The 18,309-nt window shown below is 72.7% G+C and carries 18 protein-coding genes; 11 read left to right on the top strand and 7 right to left on the bottom strand.

The window, feature by feature from the left end:
• Positions 1–11: 11 nt before the first annotated feature.
• From ACIBA9_RS00340 to ACIBA9_RS00330, 3 genes are all read right to left on the bottom strand, one after another.
• On the bottom strand, positions 12–785 hold the full coding sequence (locus tag ACIBA9_RS00340; RefSeq protein ID WP_399359130.1) for a sulfite exporter TauE/SafE family protein: 774 nt from the start codon (positions 783–785) through the stop codon (positions 12–14).
• A gap of 75 nt (positions 786–860) precedes the next feature.
• Positions 861–2,375: a long-chain fatty acid--CoA ligase gene (locus tag ACIBA9_RS00335; RefSeq protein ID WP_399359129.1), complete on the bottom strand. Its 1,515-nt coding sequence runs from the start codon at positions 2,373–2,375 to the stop codon at positions 861–863.
• A gap of 84 nt (positions 2,376–2,459) precedes the next feature.
• Positions 2,460–3,647 (bottom strand): thiolase family protein, encoded by a 1,188-nt coding sequence (locus ACIBA9_RS00330; RefSeq protein WP_399359128.1) that lies wholly within the window; start codon positions 3,645–3,647, stop codon positions 2,460–2,462.
• A gap of 160 nt (positions 3,648–3,807) precedes the next feature.
• Here ACIBA9_RS00330 and ACIBA9_RS00325 point away from each other — a divergent pair, with 160 nt between their 5' ends.
• From ACIBA9_RS00325 to ACIBA9_RS00290, 8 genes are all read left to right on the top strand, one after another.
• Positions 3,808–4,629, top strand: a complete 822-nt coding sequence (locus ACIBA9_RS00325) for a lysophospholipase (RefSeq protein WP_399359127.1) — start codon at positions 3,808–3,810, stop codon at positions 4,627–4,629.
• Positions 4,630–4,785: 156 nt separating this feature from the next.
• On the top strand, positions 4,786–5,271 hold the full coding sequence (locus tag ACIBA9_RS00320) for a Dps family protein (RefSeq protein WP_399359126.1): 486 nt from the start codon (positions 4,786–4,788) through the stop codon (positions 5,269–5,271).
• Between the two features lie 28 nt (positions 5,272–5,299).
• Positions 5,300–5,644 (top strand): DUF3140 domain-containing protein, encoded by a 345-nt coding sequence (locus ACIBA9_RS00315; protein ID WP_362152063.1) that lies wholly within the window; start codon positions 5,300–5,302, stop codon positions 5,642–5,644.
• 7 nt (positions 5,645–5,651) lie between these two features.
• Positions 5,652–6,299, top strand: coding sequence for an endonuclease (locus tag ACIBA9_RS00310; protein ID WP_399359125.1), 648 nt, complete (start codon positions 5,652–5,654; stop codon positions 6,297–6,299).
• Between the two features lie 347 nt (positions 6,300–6,646).
• On the top strand, positions 6,647–7,456 hold the full coding sequence (locus ACIBA9_RS00305) for an SAM-dependent methyltransferase (RefSeq protein WP_399359124.1): 810 nt from the start codon (positions 6,647–6,649) through the stop codon (positions 7,454–7,456).
• A gap of 47 nt (positions 7,457–7,503) precedes the next feature.
• Positions 7,504–8,907, top strand: a complete 1,404-nt coding sequence (locus ACIBA9_RS00300) for a glutamine synthetase (RefSeq protein WP_399359123.1) — start codon at positions 7,504–7,506, stop codon at positions 8,905–8,907.
• A 4-nt stretch (positions 8,908–8,911) separates the two neighbouring features.
• The gene (locus tag ACIBA9_RS00295) at positions 8,912–10,087 is read left to right on the top strand and encodes an amidohydrolase family protein (RefSeq protein ID WP_399359122.1); all 1,176 of its coding nucleotides are present in this window, start codon (positions 8,912–8,914) and stop codon (positions 10,085–10,087) included.
• A 7-nt stretch (positions 10,088–10,094) separates the two neighbouring features.
• A complete protein-coding gene (locus tag ACIBA9_RS00290; RefSeq protein WP_393898811.1) occupies positions 10,095–10,631 on the top strand; it encodes an NUDIX hydrolase family protein in 537 nt (178 codons plus the stop codon).
• 50 nt (positions 10,632–10,681) lie between these two features.
• Here ACIBA9_RS00290 and mscL read toward each other — a convergent pair whose 3' ends face one another.
• The 3 genes from mscL to ACIBA9_RS00275 all read right to left on the bottom strand — a co-directional run bounded on the left by mscL (position 10,682) and on the right by ACIBA9_RS00275 (position 13,622).
• Positions 10,682–11,131, bottom strand: coding sequence for a large conductance mechanosensitive channel protein MscL (gene mscL, locus ACIBA9_RS00285; protein WP_399359975.1), 450 nt, complete (start codon positions 11,129–11,131; stop codon positions 10,682–10,684).
• Positions 11,132–11,241: 110 nt separating this feature from the next.
• Positions 11,242–11,931, bottom strand: a complete 690-nt coding sequence (locus ACIBA9_RS00280) for a response regulator (RefSeq protein ID WP_362152081.1) — start codon at positions 11,929–11,931, stop codon at positions 11,242–11,244.
• The gene (locus ACIBA9_RS00275; RefSeq protein ID WP_399359121.1) at positions 11,928–13,622 is read right to left on the bottom strand and encodes an ATP-binding protein; all 1,695 of its coding nucleotides are present in this window, start codon (positions 13,620–13,622) and stop codon (positions 11,928–11,930) included. Before ACIBA9_RS00275 ends, ACIBA9_RS00280 begins: the two co-directional genes overlap by 4 nt.
• A 249-nt stretch (positions 13,623–13,871) precedes the next feature.
• Here ACIBA9_RS00275 and ACIBA9_RS00270 point away from each other — a divergent pair, with 249 nt between their 5' ends.
• From ACIBA9_RS00270 to ACIBA9_RS00260, 3 genes are all read left to right on the top strand, one after another.
• The gene (locus tag ACIBA9_RS00270) at positions 13,872–14,732 is read left to right on the top strand and encodes an ABC transporter ATP-binding protein (RefSeq protein ID WP_399359120.1); all 861 of its coding nucleotides are present in this window, start codon (positions 13,872–13,874) and stop codon (positions 14,730–14,732) included.
• Positions 14,729–15,610 carry an ABC transporter permease gene (locus tag ACIBA9_RS00265; protein WP_399359119.1) on the top strand — a complete coding sequence of 294 codons (882 nt, stop codon included), beginning with the start codon at positions 14,729–14,731 and terminating at the stop codon, positions 15,608–15,610. The genes ACIBA9_RS00270 and ACIBA9_RS00265 overlap by 4 nt, the downstream gene beginning before the upstream one ends.
• 70 nt (positions 15,611–15,680) lie before the next feature.
• A complete protein-coding gene (locus tag ACIBA9_RS00260; protein ID WP_399359118.1) occupies positions 15,681–16,775 on the top strand; it encodes an ABC transporter substrate-binding protein in 1,095 nt (364 codons plus the stop codon).
• Positions 16,776–16,891: 116 nt separating this feature from the next.
• On the opposite strand, the gene ACIBA9_RS00255 is transcribed toward ACIBA9_RS00260, so the two are convergent.
• Positions 16,892–18,214 (bottom strand): sensor histidine kinase, encoded by a 1,323-nt coding sequence (locus ACIBA9_RS00255; RefSeq protein WP_399359117.1) that lies wholly within the window; start codon positions 18,212–18,214, stop codon positions 16,892–16,894.
• Positions 18,215–18,309 lie beyond the last annotated feature (95 nt).

The raw sequence follows: 18,309 nt of genomic DNA, 5'->3' as shown, positions 1-18,309 counted from the left end.
GCCGGCCGGCGCTACCGCAGCAGCAGCTGTACGCCGCCCACGACCGTCGCGGCGATCACGAGCCGTTCGAAGAGCCGCTGGTCGATCCGGTGCACCGCCCACTTGCCGAACAGTGCCCCGGGCACGACGAACACCACGAGCGCGGCGTCCAGGAGCAGGGAGTGGCCGTCGATCAGGCCGAGCCCGGCGCTGAAGGGCACCTTGGACACGTTGACGACGAGGAAGAAGAAGGCGGACGTGCCGAGGAAGCCGAGCTTGCGGAAGCCGGCGGAGAGCAGGTACATCGACATCACCGGGCCGCCCGCGTTCGCGACCATGGTCGTGAAGCCGCCCAGGACGCCGTACGAGCGGGCCTTCATCCGGCCGGCCCGGGTGGTCACCGCGTCCGGTTCGTCCGCCGCCTCGGCCCGGCGCCGCCGCCACAGCGTGACGCCGGCCATCAGCAGCAGGATCGCCCCGATCGAGGTCCGTACGATCCCGTCGTCGGCCCACACCAGGAACAGCGTGCCGGCCACCACTCCCGCCGCGACGGCCGGGAACAGCCGCCACAGCGTGGGCCAGTGGGCGTGCCGCCGGTAGGTGAGGACGGCGAGTACGTCGCCGGCGATCAGGAGGGGCAGCAGGACGCCGGTGGAGGCGCGGGCGGGCAGGACCGCCGCGAAGATCGCGAGGCTGACCGTGTTGGCCCCGCTCACGGCGGTCTTGGAGAAGCCGACGAGCAGGGCCGCGGCGGCGAGCGCGGCGAACTCCCAGCCGGATATGTGCCAGAGCGTCATCGTGTTCATGCGGAGGCCGATGCTATGCGCACGCATCGGCCCGCGCGGCACCGTCTCGCCGTTCGGTCCGTCGGGGCCTCTCGGTCACGGGCGGCCGGTGTAGCGCGTCCGCAACTCCCGCTTGAGCACCTTCATGCTCGGTCCGAGCGGCAGCGTGTCGGTGAACTCCACGCGCCGCGGGTACTTGTGCCTGCCCAGGTGCTCCTTGGACCACTCGGTGAGGGCGGCGGCGTCGGGGGCGGCGCCCTGCGCGGGTACGACGACCGCGCACACCTCCTCGCCGTGCAGTTCGTCAGGCAGGCCGATGACGGCGACCTGGGCGATGCCCGGGTGGCGCATCAGGACCTCCTCGACCTCCCTCGGGTACACGTTGTAGCCGCCCCGGATGATGACGTCCTTCTTGCGGTCGACGATCCGCAGGAACCCGTCGTCGTCCTTGGTGCCGAGGTCACCGGTGCGGAACCAGCCGTCCACCAGCGCCTCGGCGGTGGCCTCGGGGCGGCCGAGATAGCCGGAGAAGACGTTGTGGCCGCGGATGACGACCTCGCCCACCTCACCGGCCGGCAGCAGTTCGACGCGCCCCTCGACCTCGGCGCGGGCGATCTCCACGTCGATGCCCCACAGCGGGTGGCCGATGGTGCCGGCCCTGGTGCCGAAGACGGGCTGGTTGACGGTGGCCGTCGGCGAGGTCTCCGACAGCCCGTACCCCTCGTGGATCTTCGCCCCGAACGCGGCCTCGAACCGCTCCAGCACGGCGACGGGGAGCGAGGCCCCGCCCGAGACGCACACCCGCAGCTCGGGCAGCGCGGCGGCGTCGGCGGCCGCCGCGGCGAGGGCGACGAACATGGTCGGCACGCCGTGGAAGGTGTTCACGCCCTCCTCGACCATCAGCTCGATGGCGCGGGCCGCGTCGAAGCGGGGCAGCAGGACGAGCGTGGCGCCCGCCCGCCAGGTGGAGTTGAGGGAGACGGTCTGGCCGAAGGCGTGGAACAGCGGCAGCGCGCCGAGGGCGATGTCGTCGGCGCGGATGTCGTTGGCGTCGAAGGCGTTGACGGTCGCGTTCATCACCAGGTTGAAGTGGCTGAGCACGGCGCCCTTGGGGACGCCGGTCGTGCCGCTGGTGTAGAAGATCACGGCGGGGTCGTCGGCGGCCCGGGTGACGTAGGAGGCGAGCGGCTCGGCGTCGGCCGCGAGCTTGTCGAACTCCTCGCCGAGGACGACGACTCGGGCCCCGGCGGCGGCAGCGGCGGCCCGGCCGGTCTCCGCCTGGGCGGGGTGTGCGAGCAGCAGCGTGGCACCGCTGTCCCGGAGGACGTGTTCGACCTCCTCGGCCGACAGCAGCAGGTGCACGGGGACCACGACCGCGCCGGTCGCGGCGATCGCGTAGTAGGCGACCGGGAACTCGGCGGTGTTGGGGGCCATGAGGGCGACCCGGTCGCCGGGCCGTACGCCGAGGCCGGTGAGCGCCCCCGCCCGGGCGAGCGCCGCGCGCCACACCTGGGCGAAGGAGAGCCGCAGTTCGCCTTCGACGAGGGCCGTCTTGTCGGGGCGGCGCCGGGCGTTCTCGGCGAGGATGGCGGCGACGGACAGGGTTGCCATGGAGTGGTGCTCCGTTTCCTTGCTGCGGCTCGTGTACCGAATCCCCTGTCGGGGAGCCCCCGTTGCTGGTTGCCGGGTGGCTCGTCAGGGCCTCTCGACCAGCAGCGCGCTGCCCTGGCCCACGCCCACGCACATGGTGGCCAGGCCCCGTGCCGCGCCCGTGCGGCGCATGCGGTGCAGCAGCGTGGTGAGGATGCGGGCGCCGGAGCAGCCGAGGGGGTGGCCCAGCGCGATGGCTCCGCCGGTGGGGTTCACCAGGTCGGGGTCGATGCCGAGCTGGTCGACGCAGGCGAGCGCCTGTGCGGCGAACGCCTCGTTGAACTCGGCCTCTTGGAGGTCGTCGATCCCCCAGCCGGCCCGGGCGAGGGCCTTGCGGGTGGCGGGTACCGGGCCGATGCCCATCACGTCGGGGTGGACGCCGGCCGAGGCGCCGGCGACATAGCGGCCCAGTGACTCCAGCCCCAGCTCGTGCAGGGCCTCCTCGCCGACCAGCAGCAGACCGGCCGCGCCGTCGTTCATCGGCGAGGCGTTGCCCGCGGTGACCGTGCCACCCGGGCGGAAGACCGGCTTGAGCCGGGACAGCTTCTCCAGCGAGGTGTCCTCGCGGACGCACTCGTCCTGCCGGACCACGATGCCGTCCGGGCGCTCGACGGGCAGGAGTTCGTCGTCGAAGTGGCCGTCCTTGCGGGCGGCGGCGGCGCGTTGATGGCTGCGCAGGGCGAACTCGTCCTGGCGCTCCCGGGAGACGCCGTAGCGCCCGGCGACCTCTTCGGCGGTCTCGCCCATGGAGAGCAGGCCGTGCAGGTCCTTCATGGCGGGGTTGACCAGCCGCCAGCCGAGCCGGGTGTCGTACGTCTCGATGCGCGGCGGCAGTGCCTCGTCGGGGCGGGGCAGGACGAAGGGGGCGCGGCTCATCGACTCGGAGCCGCCCGCGATCACGATGTCGGCCTCGCCCGCGGCGATCGTCCGCGCGGCGGCGGTGACCGCTTCCAGACCGGAGGCGCACAGCCGGTTCACCGTGGCGCCGGGCACCGACTCGGGTAGCCCGGCGAGCAGGGCGGCCATGCGGGCGACGTTGCGGTTGTCCTCGCCGGCCTGGTTGGCCGCGCCCCAGTAGACGTCGTCGATCCGGGCGGGGTCGAGGGCGGGGACGTCGGCGACCAGACGGCGGATCACGGTGGCCGCCAGGTCGTCGGGCCGGACGGCGGACAGGGCGCCGCGCAACTTGCCGATGGGGGTGCGGCGGGCGGCCGCGAAGTGGACGGGACGCACGGCTGGGACTCCTGACCTACGACGCTGTGGATCAGCTGAGCACCGCGTTCGGCGGTGCTCGACGAGAAGATTAATTAGCACTGCTAGTTTTGGACTATAGACCGTGGACCGGCCCGCTGGGAAGATCCTCCCGAACCTCGACAGCGCAGTTGGAGGAGACATGCCCCACGTCCGCGAGCACGTCGTCGGCGGCACCCTCGGCACGGTCGCCGTGCGCGAGTGGCCGCACCCGGCCCCCCGCTACCTCGCCCTCCTCGTGCACGGCTACGGCGAGCACGCGGGCCGCTACGAGGAGCCGGCCGCCGTGCTCACCGGCCACGGCGCAGCGGTGTACGCGCCCGACCACATGGGACACGGCAGGTCGGCCGGCGAACGGGTGGTGATCGAGGACTTCGAGGACGTGGTCACCGATGTGCACGCGGTGGCCGACCTGGCCCGGGCCGCCCACCCCGGCCTGCCGCTGGTGCTGGTCGGCCACTCCATGGGCGGACTGATCGCGGCCCGCTACGCCCAGCGGTACGGCCCGGAACTGAGCGCCCTGGTGCTGTCCGGTCCGGTGATCGGCTCGTGGGAGCTGCCGGTACGGCTGCTGGCCCTCGACGAGATCCCGGACACCCCCGTCAGCCCGTCCTCGCTCTCCCGCGACCCGGCCGTGGGCGCCGCGTACGCCGCCGACCCGCTGGTCTGGCACGGCCCGATGAAGCGGCCGACGCTCCAGGCGTTCGTCCGCACCCTGGAGACCGTCGAGCGGTGCGGTGACGTGGGCCCGCTGCCCCTGTTGTGGCTGCACGGGGAGGACGACCGGCTGGTGCCGCTGGCGGGGAGCCGGCCCGGGGTGGAGCGGCTCGCCGGGGGACGGCTGACCGAGCGGATCTTCCCGGGCGCCCGGCACGAGGTGTTCCACGAGACGGACCGCGAGCGGGTTCTCGCCGAGCTGGTCCGCTTCCTGGACCATGTCCCCGCGCTGGCGCCGCCGCGCTGATCCACGGCGCGCCCACCCGGCGGCGCCCGACCCTCCCCTCGGCGCCCCGCGTCCGGTACGGCGCCGCTGAGCAGGCCTGTTTGCGCCGCGCCGACGTGGGGCACCCGCCCTTTCGGACATGACCGCAGACCACGGACGAAAGGGGACGCGCGCACCATGACCGTGATCAAGAGCACGCTGCCCGAGAAGGCCCTCGGCATCACCGGAACGGCCCTGCAGGACACCCTGGTGGACCTGCTCGGCCTGTCGCTGGTCGGCAAGCAGGCGCACTGGAACATCGTCGGGCCGCGCTTCCGGTCGATCCACCTCCAGCTGGACGAGGTGGTGGCGGCGGCCCGCGCCCACTCGGACACGGTCGCCGAACGCGCCGCCGCGCTGGGCGTGTCTCCGGACGGCCGCCCGGAGACGATCGCCTCGACCTTCGCGCTGCCCGGCACCAAGGACGGCTGGCTGCGTGACACCGAGGTGGTGGAGCTGATGGTGTCGACGCTTCACACGGCGGTGACGCGGCTGCGCGAGCGGATCGAGGCCACGGAGAAGGCGGACCCGGTCACCCAGGACCTGCTGATCTCCATCACGGCCGACCTGGAGAAGCAGCGCTGGATGTTCGAGGCCGAGAACCAGACGCGCGACGCCGGCTGACCACCGTACGGACGGAAAGGAGACACCCATGGCCGACGCCCTCGAACTCGACACGCTGTGGGAGGACTTCCACCGCGCGGTGAACATGACCTCCGCGGAACTGGCGGCCTGGCTCCGGGTCCAGGACGCCACCGAGGAGGCCGAGGCCCTGCCCGACCAGGCGGGTTCGCCGACCGGGCAGCACGTCCTCGCGATCCTCCAGAAGCGGCGCACCGACCTCACCGACGACGACATCCGGGTGATGTACGAGGTCGTCGACACGGTGGAAGACCTCGCGGACCCGGAGAACGAACCCGAGCGCGAGACGACGCCGCAGGACACCCACCGCCGGCACCGGCTGATGACGCTGGGCCACGACCCGCTCAAGCCGTAGTGCGGCCGTGACCCGTGACGAACGTGTCGTGCGCGAGCTGGTGTCCGAGCACGGGCGGACGTACGCGGAGGAGGCGGGCATCCTCCTGAAGGACACCCCGCAGCCGCTGTACCGGCTGCTCGTGCTCTCCCTGCTGCTGAGCGCCCGGATCCGGGCCTCCGTCGCGGTGGCCGCCGCCCGGGCCCTGCACGAGGACCATCTCGACAGCCCGCGCCGCATGGCCGACGCCGACTGGCAGCGGCGGGTGGACGCGCTGGGCCGCGGCGGCTACCGCCGCTACGACGAACGCACGGCCACCCAACTCGGCGACGGCGCCCGGCTGTTGCTGGAACGCTGGGGCGGCGACCTGCGGCGGCTGCACGCGCAGGCTGATGGCGACACCGGTGAACTCGGCCGCCTGCTGCGGGAGCAGCCCGGTATCGGCCCGGCCGGCGCCGACATCTTCCTGCGCGAGGCGCAACGCGTCTGGCCGGACATCGCCCCCTGTCTGGACGCCAAGGCGCTGTCCGGGGCGGAGCGGCTGGGCCTGCCGAAGAATCCGGAGCGGCTGACCGAGCTGGCCGGGGACGCCGAACCGGCCGTGCTGGCCGCCGCGTTGGTGCGGTCCGCACTGGACAAGGAGGTGGCCGAAGACTGCCTCCGCCGCGCCGCGTGATCGTGCCGGACCGCTGCTCGCACGCCCCGCAATGACGCCCGGGACCGGCCGAGCGGAGAAACGGGCGCGTGTCGGGGACCCACGCGAGCGCGCTACCGCTCGGCACCCCGGGGGCGTGACCCGGTACGCGCAGGCCGACGCCCACGATCCGCGGCGGGCGGCGTGACCCTGGTAGCCCGCACCCACGCCGAGGTGGGCACGTTCTTCCACCCTGACCCCCGTGCCGTCCAGGCCGGCGGAACGTCCCGAAGGCGCCCCGAACCGCCCATGGTGCGCGTTTCCCGGGACAGCGCGATCACCGGGCGGCACAATGACGACGTGGCACCGCACGCGAGAGGGACGGCGACGTGACCGAAGGGCGACCCGTGACGGCCGGCGCGGCCCGGCTGAACACGTCCGTGGCGCACAACGCCCGGGTGTGGAACTACTGGATCGGCGGCAAGGACCACTACGAGGTCGACCAGCGGGTCGGCGAGCATGTCGCGGGGATGTTCCCGGTGATCCGGGCGGTGGCCCGCGCGGACCGGGAGTTCCTGGCGCGTGCGGTCGCCTTCCTGGCCGGCGAACGCGGGATCCGGCAGTTCCTCGACATCGGCACCGGCCTGCCCACCGTGGAGAACACCCATGAGATCGCGCAGCGGATCGCCCCCGAGTCGCGGGTCGTGTACGTCGACAACGACCCGATCGTGCTCGTGCACGCCCGTTCGCTGCTCACCAGCTCGCCCGAGGGCGTCACGGACTACCTCGACGCCGACGTGCGCGACCCGGACGCCATCGTGCGGGGGGCCGGCGCGACCCTGGACCTGGACCGACCGGTCGCGGTGATGCTGCTGGGCATCCTGAACTTCGTGCCGGACACCGGCGAGGCCCGCCGCGTCGTGCGGCGGCTGATGGCGGCGGTCCCCTCCGGCAGCCACCTCGTGCTCACCCATCCCACCCACGACCCCGACGTGGGCGGCGAGGGCAACGCCGCCGCGATGGAGTTCTGGAACGCCAACGCCACCCCGCCGATCACCGCCCGCGGCCGGACGGAGATCGCCGGGTTCCTCGACGGTCTCGACCTGGTCGAGCCCGGCCTGGTGCCGTGCTCGCAGTGGCGTGCGGAGCCGGCGGCCGCCGCGGTGCCGCAGTTCGGCGCGGTGGCCGTGAAACGCTGACCCCGCCCGCACGCGCCGCCGAGCCGTGAGGCCGCCGAGGAGGACGTATGACGACTTTCGCCGACCCCGTGCCCGGCGGGCGGCGCGGCGAGGTGCGCCGGGCCGCCACACTCGGCGCCGCCCTGGCCGCGCGGGGCGTACGCGGCATCGTCCTCGCCTACGTCGACACCGCCGGCGTCGGCCGGGTCAAGACGATCCCGACGGCCCGGCTGGAGGCCGCCGTGGCCTGGGGCGTGGGCATGTCCCCGGTGTTCGACACCTTCCTCGCCGACGACTCGATCGTCACCACCGACGTCCTCGGCTCCCCGGACGGCGACCTCAGGCTCTACCCCGATCTCGACCGGCTGGTGGCGCTGGCCGGACAGCCGGGCTGGGCGTGGGCACCGGTGGACCGGATCACCCAGGAGGGCGCCCCGCACCCCGGCTGCTCCCGCACCTTCCTGCGCCGGACGGTGACCGGCGCCGCCGAGCGGCACGGCCTCGCCTTCAAGGCCGCCGTCGAGATCGAGTGGGCGGTCGGGCTCGCCTCGGCACCCGCCGGGGAGTTCGTCCCGGCGGCCCGCGGACCGGCGTACGGCGCGATCCGGCAGATCGAGCTGAGCGACTACACCGCCGACCTGCTGGCCGCGTTCGCCGCGCAGGACGTGGACGTCGACCAGCTCCACCCCGAGTACGCGGCCGGTCAGTTCGAGGTCTCGGTGGGCGCGCTGGACCCGGTGGCGGCGGCCGACCGCAGCGTCCTGGTGCGCCAGACGATCCGGGCGGTGGCGCAGCGGCACGGCCTACGGGTGTCGTTCGCGCCCGCAGTGTCCGCCGAGAGCGTCGGCAACGGCGGCCATCTGCACCTGTCCTGCTGGCGCGGCGGAGCGAACCTGCACGCGGGCGGCGAGGGCCGGTACGGCATGACGGCGGACGCGGAGGCCTTCGCGGCCGGGGTGCTCGCCCACCTCCCCGCGCTGACGGCGGTCACCGCGCCCAGCCCGGCCAGTCATCTGCGGCTCAGGCCCTCCCGCTGGGCGGGCGTGTTCACCGGCTGGGGCCGCGAGACCCGCGAGGCGGCGCTGCGGATGATCACGGGCATGGCGGGCCGCCAGGAAAGGGACGCCAACATGGAGGTCAAACCGGTCGACCTGGCCGCCAACCCGTATCTGGCCCTCGGCTGTGTGATCGCCGCGGGTCTCGACGGCATCACGGCGTCCCGCACGCTGCCCGAGGAGATCACCGGCGACCCGGCCCGCTACGGCCCCGAGGAGGCGGCGGCCCTCGGCGTACGACGGCTGCCGCAGTCGCTGCCCCTCGCCGTGGCGGAGTTCCGGGCGGACCGGGTGCTGCGGGACGCGCTGGGGCCGGTCCTCGCGGACGCCGTGAGCGCCGTACGCCTCGGGGAGGCGGCCGCCGTGGCCGACCTCGACGACGCCCAGGTGGCGGCGGCCTACCGCTGGAAGTACTGAAGCGATGGCCGGCACCCGGGGACCGGTCCACGAGGCTCTCGCCGAGCTGCCTTTGGTGGACCACCACTGCCATGGCGCCGTGACGGCCGATCTCGCCGCCGACGCGTTCGAGTCCCTCATCACCGAGGGCGAGGCCTGGCCCGGCGTCTCGCCGTTCGACAGCCCGGTCGGCGTGGCCGTACGCCGCCACTGCGCGCCCCTGCTGGGCCTGCCCCGGCACGCGCCGCCGGCCGACTATCTGGCCCGCCGCTCGGCGCTCGGCTGGCAGGAGGTCAACCGCCGCTTCCTGACGGCGGCCGGCGCGGAGATGTTCTGCGTGGACACCGGCTACGCCCCGCGCCCGGTGACCACACCCGCCGAGCTGGCCCGCTCGGCCGGGTCCGCCGCCTGTGAGGTCGTACGGCTGGAGCAGCTGGCCGAGGCGGTGGCCGCGCGGGGGGTGGAGGCGGACGAGTACGCGGCCGAGTTCCGCCGGGCCGCGCACGAGGCCGTCCGCCGGCCGGGGGTGGTGGCCGTGAAGTCGATCGCCGCCTATCGCACCGGATTCGCCCTGGACCCCACGCCTCCCACGGACGCCGAGGTGACCGAGGCCGCCCGCGGGCTTGCACCGGGCGGCCGGCTCACCGACCCCGTCCTGGTGCGGCACCTGCTGTGGACCGCCGTCGACCTGGGTCTGCCCCTCCAGCTGCACACCGGCTTCGGCGACGCCGACGTACGGCTGCACCGCGCGGACCCGGCCCTGCTCACCGACTGGCTGCACCTGACGGCCGGCACCGTGCCGGTACTCCTGCTGCACTGCTGGCCCTACCACCGCCAGGCCGCCTATCTGGCCACGGTGTTCCCGCAGGTGTACCTGGACGTGGGGCTCGCCCTGCACTACACCGGCCCGGCCCGCTGCCGGGCGGTGCTGGAGGAGGCCCTGGAGATCACCCCGTTCCGCAAACTGCTGTACAGCTCGGACGCCTATGGTGTGGCCGAGTTCCACCACCTGGGCGCGCTGTCCTTCCGGCAGGGGCTCGCCGACCTGCTCCAGGCCCGGGTGGACGCCGACGAACTGAGCCTGGCCGACGCCCTGCGGATCGGAACCTGGACGGGCCGCGACAACGCCCGCCGACTGTACGGACCGCCCGTATCCGACGCAGCCCGTGAACCCAGCGGGCCACCCACCCGGAAAGTATGATCAAGCAATGTCTGACATCACCGAGACCACGCCCGGCTGGCTGACCACGGACGAACTGGAGATGGCCAGGGCCCGGATGCCGATCCTGTACGTCGAGGCCGTGCCCGTGCGCGTGGACGACAGCGGCGAAGTCACCAGTATCGGCCTGCTGTTGCGCATCGGCCCGGACGGCACGGTCAGCCGGACCCTGGTCTCCGGCCGCGTCCTGCACCACGAGCGGGTCCGCGACGCGCTGCTGCGCCACCTGGAGAAGGACCTCGGCCCGGTGGCCCTCCCCCGCGTCCCCGCCTCCCTCCAGCCCTTCACGGTCGCCGAGTACTTCCCCACCGCGGGGATCACGCCGTACCACGACCCGCGGCAACACGCGGTGTCCCTGGCCTACGTGGTGCCGGTGGCCGGTGACTGCCGTCCCCGGCAGGACGCGCTTGACCTGGTCTGGTTCACCCCGCAGGAGGCCGCCTCACTGGCCCTGCAGAGCGAGATGCCGGGCGGGCACGGGGTACTGCTGAAGCAGGCCCTGGCGCACGTCGGCGTGACCTACTGAACCGCGGCGGCGGTGGCTCGCGGCCCTGAGCGGCCCCGAGCCGCCGCCCCTCAGACCCGGACGCGCTCCTCGTCGCCGGGCGCCGTGCCGTCCACCGGTTCCAGGCCGCTGGTGCAGAAACCGCACCGGCGCGCCCTGGCGGGGACGGGGTTGAGGCACTGCGGGCAGTCACGCTTGTCCGCCTGGACGTCCTGGTGCGGTGCGAAGCGCTGGTGCAGCTTGTTGATGGGCAGCACGACGAGGAAGTACACGGCGCAGGAGACGAGCAGGAAGCTGATCGTCGCGTCGATGAAGCCTCCGTAGGGGAAGGACGTCCCGCCGACCGTGAAGGCCTTGTGGCTGAAGTCGCCCGTCGCTCCGGCGGCCAGGCCGACGATCGGCGTGAGGAACGCCTTCACGAATCCGCTGACGACGGCGGTGAACGCGGCACCGATCACGATGCCGACCGCCAGATCGACGACGTTCCCGCGCAGCACGAAGCTCCGGAACCCTCCCAGCAGATCCTTCACCAGCCCGCATCCCTTCCGCTCGGTACTTTCGCAGGTCGTGTTTCCTGTGCCGCGCGGTACATGCGTTCCTTCGCCGCTCTCGGACTTCCGCCGCGGCCCGGTCAGTGCGCGGCGCGGTAGCGGTGCTCGGGGCGTCCGGTGGCTCCGTAGCGCAGTTCGAGCCGGACCATGCCCTCCTTGACCAGGTAGGACAGATAGCGCTGGGCCGTGGCGCGGGAGACCCCCGTGCGTTCGGCGGCTTCCGCGGCCGACAGGGCGTCGCGCGCGGTGCGCAGGGTCTGGTGCAGGAGGGCGAGCGTCGGCGCGGAGTGGCCCTTGGCGGGGACGCGCGGCACGGCCGGCGGGCGGGCGGCGCTGAACAGGGCGTCCACATCGGCCTGTTCGGTCTCGGGGGCCGTGCCCAGGGCGTCCATACGGTGCTGGAGCTCGCGGTAGGCGCTGAGCCGCTCGGCGAGATCGGGTGCGCCGAAGGGCTTGACCAGGTAGCCGACGGCGCCGAGTTTCATCGCGGTGCGCACCGAGGTGATGTCCCGGTCGGCGGTGATCATGATGGCGTCGGGACGGTCGCCGCCCTCGTCTCCGCTCAGCCGGCGCAGCACGTCGAGTCCGCTGCCGTCCGGCAGGAAGACGTCGAGCAGCAGCAGGTCCGGGTGGAGGTCGCGTACCGCGTCCAGCGCCGCGACCACGGTCGCCGCCTGGCCGACCACCTCGAAGCCCTTGACGCGGGACGCGTAGTCGCAGTGGATGCGGCTGACCCGGAAGTCGTCGTCCACCACCAGGATCCGGATCACCAGCGGTCGCCTCCCGCGCCGGCGCCCCGCGCGCCGACCGGCACCGGCAGAGCCGTCGTGAACAGGGCGCCCCGCGCGGCCGGGGCGGTGTCGGGCACGGGCAGCGTCAGGGTGAAGACCGCGCCCGGCCCTTCGCCGACCGTGATCGTGCCGCCGTGCCGCTGCACCAGCCGGTGGACGAGGGCGAGTCCGAGGCCGCGCCGGGCGGTGCCCCGGTCCGGCCGGGTCGACCAGCCGTCCTCGAAGATCGACTCGGCGGAGCCCGGCGGGATGCCCGGCCCGGTGTCGGCCACCTCCACCCGCACCGCGTCGACGGCCTCGATCAGCGACAGCCGCACCTCGGGACCGCCGGGCCGCGCCGGTCCGGTCGCCGACGCGTCGATCGCGTTGTCGAGCAGGTTGCCGACGATGGTGAGCAGCCGGCGCAGGTGCGGCGGGTTCTCGCTCAGGGCGGAGTCGTCGCTGAGGACGATCCCCACCCCGCGTTCCGCGGCCACCGTGATCTTGGCGACGATCAGTCCCACGAGCAGCGGGTTGCCGATCCGTTCGCGCACCGACTCGGTCAGCGCCTGCTCGGCGCCGGCCGTCTCGACGGCGAACTCGTAGGCGGCGGCGTGGTCGCCGATGTCCAGCAGCCCGGCCACCGTGTGCATCCGGTTGGTGAACTCGTGCTGCTGGGCGCGCAGCGCGTCGGTCAGCCCGCGCACCGAGTCCAGTTCGCGCAGCAGCCCGATGAGCTCGGTGCGGTCGCGCACGGTGACCACGGCGCCCAGTTCACGGCCGTGCAGGGCCACCGGCATCCGGTTGACGACCAGGCAGTGGTCGTCGGTGAGCACGCTGATGTCGCTGCCGCTCAGGGTGCCGTCCAGGGCGCGGCGCAACCGTCCGTCCGCCAGCACCTCCTCCAGCGTGCTGCCGAGCGCGGTGCCGAGGCCGAGCAGGTCGCGTGCCTCGTCGTTGACGACCGTGATCCTGCCGTCGGGGTCGAAGGCGACGACCCCCTCACGGATGCCGTGCAGCATCGCCTCGCGGTCCTGCAACAGCCCGGCGATCTCCTCCAGTTCCAGCCCGAACGTCGTCCGCTTGAGCCGCCTGGCCAGCCAGAACGCGGCCGCCGAGCCGAGCGCGACGGCGATGGCGCTGTACAGGCCGAAGGTGGGCAGCTCGCGCCACAACTCGCCCAGCACATAGTGCTCGGGGATGCCCGCGGACACCTCGCCGACCAGCTTGCCGGTGGGCCCGTACAGCGGAGCCTTGCCGTTGGCGGAACGCCCGGTCGCGCCCTCGTCGGTGCCGACGTGGGGCCTGCCGTCCAGCACCACGATCGCATCGCCCGTCGGGTCGCCGATCAGCGCCGGGTGGGGGTGGGAGTGGCGGATACCGCGCAGGTCGAGCACGACGACGTACGACGCGCCCGACGCCTTGCGGATCCGTTCGGCCACGGTCTGCACCACGTCGCCGCCGCCCCCGTACTGCATGGCGTGCCGGATCTGCGGTTCGGCGGCGGTGTTCCGCGCGATGTCGAGCGCCCGCTGCTCGTAGGTACGGTCGATCTCGGCCCGCTGCGCGAAGGCGAACAGCACGAAACCGATCAGCCCGGTCAGCGCCAGGATGACCAGCTGGTTGGCCAGGATCCGTGCGGAGAGCCGCCCCTTCGCGCCACGGCCGACCAGCATACGGATGGGTTTCACCGGTGTCTCTCGCCTGTCGTACGGCTGCCGGGCCCGGCTCCTGTGCCGTACCCGTGGTGGCGTGATTGTGCCCCCGGCACCGGCCTTCTGCCCAGCCCCGGATCGCTGAGCAGAACGAGCAGAAGTCCGGCTAACACGGCTAACGCGGGATACGGACGAAACAGCGACGTAACACTCGGCCGCCTCTAGCGTCTGCCTTCCTCGACCCCCGAGGTTCGACCCCCGAGGTTAGGAAGGAGACGGCCCCAGATGCCTTCTCGAAGCGGCGCCCCGGTGAGTCCGGTCGCCGGGAAAGCCGGTCAGGACAGCGCGCGAGTCGAGATCTCCGGGCTCACCAAACGGTTTCTGACGCCGGCCGGCGAGGTGTTCACGGCGCTGCGGGATGTCTCGTTCACCGTGGAGCCCGGCCAGTTCTGCGCGGTGGTGGGCCCGACCGGATGCGGCAAGTCGACGACGCTGGGCATGGTGTCCGGGCTCGACCGCCCCAGCGAGGGCTCGGTCAGGGTCGGCGGCCGTGAGGTGGACGGCGTCACCGACGGCGTCAGCTTCATGTTCCAGGCCGACGCCCTGCTGCCGTGGAAGACCGTGCTCGGCAACGTCCTGATGGGCCCCGTCTTTCGCGGGGTGCCCAAGCGGCAGGCCCAGGACTCGGCGCGCGACTGGCTGCGCCGGGTGGGCCTCACGGGGTTCGAGGACCGCTATCCGCACCAGCTCTCCGGCGGTATGCGCAAGCGGGTGGCGATGGCCGCCGCGCTGATCAACGAACCCCGGATCCTGATCATGGACGAGCCGTTCGGTGCCCTGGACGTGCAGACCAAGGCGATCATGTCGACCGAACTGCTCGGCCTGTGGGAGCAGATCCGGCCGTCGGTCATCTTCATCACCCACGACCTCGACGAGGCCGTGGCGCTCGCCGACCGGGTCGTCGTCATGACGTCCAGTCCCGGGTCGGTCAAGGCGGTCTTCGACATCGACCTGCCGCGCCCGCGCGGCTCGGTCCAGGAGATCCGCTTCCAGCCCCGCTTCATCGAACTCCAGCACCGGATCTGGGACTCGCTGCGCGAGGAGGTGGAGCGCGCCTACGCACGCACCGCAGGAGGTACGGCATGAGCACGACGTCCGCTGTTTCCCCGGCGCCCGTCGAGGGCGACGCACAGCTCTCGGCCGGAGCTGCCGCCAAACGCGCTCGCCGGCGCCGCGTCGCCCTGGTGTGGGCGGGCCGGATCGGCCTCGCGGTCCTCGTCATCGGCGGCTGGCAGGCGTTCACCACCTGGGGGATCGTCGACCCGTTCTTCTTCGGGCAGCCCTCGGGCATCGCCGAACGGCTGGCCGAACTCTTCCAAGACGGCACCGAGTTCGGGTCCTTCTACGCGAACATCTGGACGACGATCCAGGAGGCGCTGGTCGGCTTCGCCCTCGGGGCCGTCACCGGAGTGGTCTTCGGGGTCGCGCTGGGCCAGAGCCGCTTCCTCGCCGACGTCCTCGGCCCCTACATCAAGATGGTCAACGCGATCCCGCGGATCGTCCTCGGCTCGATCTTCATCGTCGCGTTCGGCATCGGTGTGCTGCCGAAGATCCTGCTCGCCGCGGTGCTGGTGTTCTTCATCGTCTTCTTCAACGCCTTCCAGGGCGTGCGCGAGGTCGACCGCAACATCCTCGCCAACGCCAAGGTGCTCGGCGCCTCCCCATCGCAGATCATCCGGCACGTCACCGTGCCCTCCGCGCTCACCTGGATCATCGCCAGCCTGCACAGCGCCTTCGGTTTCGCCATCGTCGGCGCGCTGGTCGGCGAGGTGCTCGGCGCGCAGAGCGGCCTGGGCCTGGTCATCAAGACCGCGCAGAACAACTTCGACCCCAACGGCGTGTTCGCCACGATGCTCGTCATCTCGGTCATCGTGCTCGGCGCCGAGTGGGTGATCGGCAAGCTTGAACACCGGCTGCTGGCCTGGCGCCCGCCGGCCCCCTCCGAGGCGTCCAACGCCCTCTGACCCGCCGCCTCCCCTCCGCCCCCTCCCCCGTTCTTCCCTGTTCCACCTCACCGAAGGAATGTGGCCTGCCATGTCCAGACGACCCGCCACCGTTGCCGCGTCCGTCCTCGCCGTTCTCACCCTCGGCGCGGTAAGCGCCTGTTCCGGCAACTCCGGCAGCGGCGCCGCGAGCGGCGGCTCCGGCGGCACACCGACCGTCAAGCTCATGGTCGGCGGCATAGACAAGCAGATCTACCTGCCCTACCAGCTCGCCCAGAACCTCGGCTTCTACAAGAAGTACGGCGTCGACGTCCAGCTCAGCACCGAGCAGGACGGGGGTGTCGGCGCCGAGGCGGCCATGGCCTCGGGGCAGGTGGACATGGCGGGCGCCTGGTACAACCACGCGATCGAGTTCCAGGCGAAGGGCAAGGCGGTCGAGGACGTCGTCCAGCTCTCCGGCGCACCGGGCGAGCGGGAGATGTGCACCAAGAAGTCGGGCGTCACCTCGGGCGCCGACCTCAAGGGCAAGACCCTCGGCGTCACCGATCTGGGCTCGGGCACCGACACACTCACCCAGGTCCTCGCCGCCAAGAAGGGCGTCAAGACCAGCCAGTTCCACCGGATCCAGGTCGGATCGGGCTCCACCGCCATCGCCGCCCTGCAGAACGGCAAGGTCGACTGTGTGATGACGACCCAGCCGACGGTCGCCGCGATCCTGAAGAAGGGCGTCGGCACCTCCGCGATCGACCTGGCCACCACGCAGGGCGCCACGGCGGCCATGGGCGGCGCCTACCCCGCCGCCGGCGTGCTCGCCCGCACCGACTGGGTGAACTCCCACAAGGCCACGGTGCAGAAGGTCGTCGACGCACTCGTCGCCACGATGCACTGGATCAACACCCACAGCGCGGCCGACATCGCGAACAAGCTGCCGGCGTCGTTCGTGTCGAACCAGCTGGTGACCAAGGCCGACTACGTCTCCGCCCTGACCGCGGACAAGGGCCAGTTCCTCCCCGACGGCATCATGCCGGCCGGCGGCCCGAAGACCTCACTGGCCACGGAGCGACTCGTCGGCAACGTGAAGGGCTCGGTGGACCTCGGCAAGACGTTCACCAACGAGTTCGCCCTCAAGGCCAACAAGACCGAGGGCCTCAAGACCACCACCACCCCGGCGGGACCGACCGGCTGACCCCCGCCCCGCACAGGGCCGCCCGGGTGAGAGCCACCCGGGCGGCCCGACACCGCGTTCCGACCCACGGCCGTACGCCTCGCCGGCCGGCCTCCCCTCGCTGTACGCGGCCCGTCTCACCCCGGTGCCCCTGCCCTCCGTGTCTCGCCCTGCTCGACGGGAAGGAGCAGGGTGAAGGTGGCCGGTTGTCGGTTGGTCAGGGAGAGCCTGCCGCCGAGCGAGACGGCCAGGTCACGGGCGAGGGCCAGGCCAATGCCCGTTCCCTCCCCGTCGCCGGTGCGCCCGCGGTCGAAGAGCCTGGAGTACTCGCCCGTCACGGTGCCCTCGTCGCTCACATCGAAGGCGAGGGCATCCTCCAGGTCCCGAACGGCCACGCGGACCGTGCCGCGCCCATGCACCCGGGCGTTGTCCAGCAGGATGCCGAGCACCTCCGAGACGGACGCGCCCGGAACCCGGATGTCGCCCTGGGTCTCCAGGGTGGCGCACTCCAGGCGTCTGCCGTCCTGGGCGAAGAGGCCGTGCCACCGTTCCTCCGTCTCCCGCAGCAGCTGTCGTACGGCGACCGTCCCGGCCGTGGTGCGAGCGCTCTCTCCGGAGCGGGACAGGCGCAGCACCTCTTCCACTGTGTGGTGCAGGCGTTGCGTGGTGGCCAGCGCCTCGGCCAGCACGGGCCGCAGCCGGGCGTCGTCGTCCTGGGCGAGACCCGCCTCCAGGGCGAGTTGCAGGCCGGTGAGCGGGGTGCGCAGCTGGTGGGAGGCGTTGGCTGTGAAGTCGCGTTCGCGGCGCAGGAGTTTCGAAAGACTGTGCAGCATCTCGTTGTGGGTGCGGGCGACCTGGTCGATCTCGGCGACGCCGCTCCGGGCGGCCCGTACGCTCAGGTCGCCTTCGGTCACCGCCCGGCACTGGCGGGAGAGGCCCTCCAGCGGCGCGGCCAGCACCCGGGCCTGACGGCGGGCGACAAGGACAGCGACGGTAAGCGCGACCGCGGCCACGCCGAGCAGCAGCAGCCAGGCGACGGCGATCCGGTTCCGTACGGCAGCGGCGGGAGACGAGACCCGTACGACGCCGATCACCTTCTCCGCGTGGGAGACGGGCACGACCACCACCAGGTCCGGGCCGGCCCGGCCCCGTACCACCTCTCCGCCAAGGCTCTGCCGGACCGGGGTGTCGCCGGACCGGGGGCCGTTGCCCGCGCGCAGCCGCAATCGAGGGTCGTACAGGCCCAGACGCCCGCCGGACGGGGGCGCGGGCAGCTCCACCGGGTCGCCCGTCACGAAGTCCGGGCTCACATGTACGGCCGCGGTCAGGGCCGCCCGTTCCAGGGTGTCGCGCTGGTCGGCGTACAGGGACGACCTGATCGCCAGGGCCAGAGGGACGGCGAGGAGGACGACGGCGACCAGGGCGGCGGTCAGGGCGACTCGCACCACGCGCTGTCTCATGCCCTCATCATGCGGACCGTCCACCTGAGCGGATGCGCTGCGCCACACGGTTTTGCCGTCGGCTAACCCTCGGCGAGCGGGGCGCTAACCGGCGG

Origin of the sequence: Streptomyces sp. NPDC051452, from assembly GCF_044454765.1 — a bacterium.
GTDB lineage: Bacteria > Actinomycetota > Actinomycetes > Streptomycetales > Streptomycetaceae > Streptomyces.
The sequence above is the reverse complement of the archived record's forward strand: the minus strand, read 5'-3'. Positions and strand labels throughout refer to the sequence as shown.

Excerpts from the sequence above, each read along its gene's own strand:
- ACIBA9_RS00340 (WP_399359130.1), bottom strand. The coding sequence starts at position 785 with ATGAACACGATGACGCTCTGGCACATATCCGGCTGGGAGTTCGCCGCG.
- ACIBA9_RS00335 (WP_399359129.1), bottom strand. The coding sequence starts at position 2,375 with ATGGCAACCCTGTCCGTCGCCGCCATCCTCGCCGAGAACGCCCGGCGC.
- ACIBA9_RS00325 (WP_399359127.1), top strand. The coding sequence starts at position 3,808 with ATGCCCCACGTCCGCGAGCACGTCGTCGGCGGCACCCTCGGCACGGTC.
- ACIBA9_RS00320 (WP_399359126.1), top strand. The coding sequence starts at position 4,786 with ATGACCGTGATCAAGAGCACGCTGCCCGAGAAGGCCCTCGGCATCACC.
- ACIBA9_RS00315 (WP_362152063.1), top strand. The coding sequence starts at position 5,300 with ATGGCCGACGCCCTCGAACTCGACACGCTGTGGGAGGACTTCCACCGC.
- ACIBA9_RS00300 (WP_399359123.1), top strand. The coding sequence starts at position 7,504 with ATGACGACTTTCGCCGACCCCGTGCCCGGCGGGCGGCGCGGCGAGGTG.
- ACIBA9_RS00295 (WP_399359122.1), top strand. The coding sequence starts at position 8,912 with ATGGCCGGCACCCGGGGACCGGTCCACGAGGCTCTCGCCGAGCTGCCT.
- ACIBA9_RS00290 (WP_393898811.1), top strand. The coding sequence starts at position 10,095 with ATGTCTGACATCACCGAGACCACGCCCGGCTGGCTGACCACGGACGAA.
- ACIBA9_RS00270 (WP_399359120.1), top strand. The coding sequence starts at position 13,872 with ATGCCTTCTCGAAGCGGCGCCCCGGTGAGTCCGGTCGCCGGGAAAGCC.
- ACIBA9_RS00265 (WP_399359119.1), top strand. The coding sequence starts at position 14,729 with ATGAGCACGACGTCCGCTGTTTCCCCGGCGCCCGTCGAGGGCGACGCA.
- ACIBA9_RS00260 (WP_399359118.1), top strand. The coding sequence starts at position 15,681 with ATGTCCAGACGACCCGCCACCGTTGCCGCGTCCGTCCTCGCCGTTCTC.
- ACIBA9_RS00255 (WP_399359117.1), bottom strand. The coding sequence starts at position 18,214 with ATGAGACAGCGCGTGGTGCGAGTCGCCCTGACCGCCGCCCTGGTCGCC.